This window comes from Rhodoferax sp. RT5P35, from assembly GCF_056521385.1.
This window is the reverse complement of sequence record NZ_JBWMAX010000162.1, coordinates 1-1,335: the sequence shown is the minus strand read 5'-3', so window position 1 is coordinate 1,335 and position 1,335 is coordinate 1. Positions and strand designations below refer to the sequence as shown.

The window sequence follows — 1,335 nt, the reverse complement described above, 5'->3', positions numbered from 1 at the left end:
AAGCTCTCGATCTGGGTGTAGCCCGCGTTGCGCAGCACCTCCAGCGCCGAAGGGTGCACGCCTTCCAGTAAGAGAAACTTGATCTTGCTTTTGTCCAGAGAAGTCTTGCGCATGCGGTGCCCGGCTGTCAGAGGTGGAGGGGAGGACGATGCTAGCATGCTGCGCCGCAACAAATAGGGCCCCCGCCCAGGCGACACTGTCCGTAGCAGGGGCTATTTGAAATCCCGGCTGGTGGTAGCCAGGCTGCCGAGCAAGGGGGTCAGGTCCACTAGCTTCTGGGCGATCAGGTTCATCACATCACCTTCGCGCTGCCAGCGGCCCCGCACCGCCAGCAGCCGGGACTGCATCAGTGCGGCGCGCTGCGTCTCCCGCACGGCTTTCCAGCAGATCACTTGCACCACGCCGGTTTCGTCCTCCAGGGTGAGGAAAGTCGTGCCCTTGGCGGTGGGCGGCTGCTGGCGCAGCGTGACGATGCCGCAGTGGCGCACCATGCGGCCATCGGGCACGCCCAGCAGGTCTTGTGCCGACATCAGCCTGCGCCGGGCCAGTTGGGGCCGCAGCAGCGCCAGCGGGTGGCTGCGCAGGGTCAGGCCCAGGGACGCGTAGTCCCACTCCACCTCCTCCCCTTCCAGCGCGGGGGGCAATTCCAGCAGGTCCTCGTCCACCGGCGCGTCCCGCAGCAGCCGTGGCGTGGAGCGCAGGGCCGAGGCATCCCAGACCTGTTGCCGCCGGTGGCCGGACAGGCCCATCAGCGCATCGGCGGCGGCCAGGGTCTGCATCTCGTGCTGCTCCAGGTGGGCACGCCGGGCCAGGTCTTCGGCGCTGTCGAAAGGTGCTTCGGCACGGGCCTGCACGATGCGCTGGGCGGACTTTTTCTGCAGCTTGTCGATGAGGCGCAGGCCTAGCCGCACGGCCGGGGGGTGCGGCAGGTCTTCCAGGGTGCAGTCCCCGTGGCTGGGCCTCACATCCGGGGGCCGTGCCTCGACACCGTGGCGCTGGGCATCCTGTACCAGCTGCGAGGCCGAGTAAAAGCCCAGCGGCTGGCTGTTGAGCAGGGCGGCCAGAAACTCGGCCGGGTGGTGCCGCTTGATCCAGCAACTGGTATAGACCAGCAAGGCAAACGATGCCGCGTGGCTTTCCGGAAAGCCGTACTCGCCAAAGCCCTTGATCTGCTCGAAGATATTCTGGGCAAACGCCTCGTCGTAGCCGCGCGCGGTCATGCCGCCAACGATCTTGTCGTAGTACTTTTCCAGCCCACCCTTGCGCTTCCAGGCGGCCATGGCCCGCCGCAGCCCGTCTGCCTCGCCCGGGGTGAACCCGGCGGCCAAAATGGAA

Annotated in this window: 1 protein-coding gene; it reads right to left on the bottom strand. The window is 67.0% G+C overall.

The window, feature by feature from the left end; all coding sequences use genetic code 11:
- Window positions 1-212: 212 nt before the first annotated feature.
- Window positions 213-1,335: helix-hairpin-helix domain-containing protein (locus AC097L_RS24605; protein ID WP_479589343.1), on the bottom strand; the 1,123-nt coding region annotated here is incomplete at its 5' end.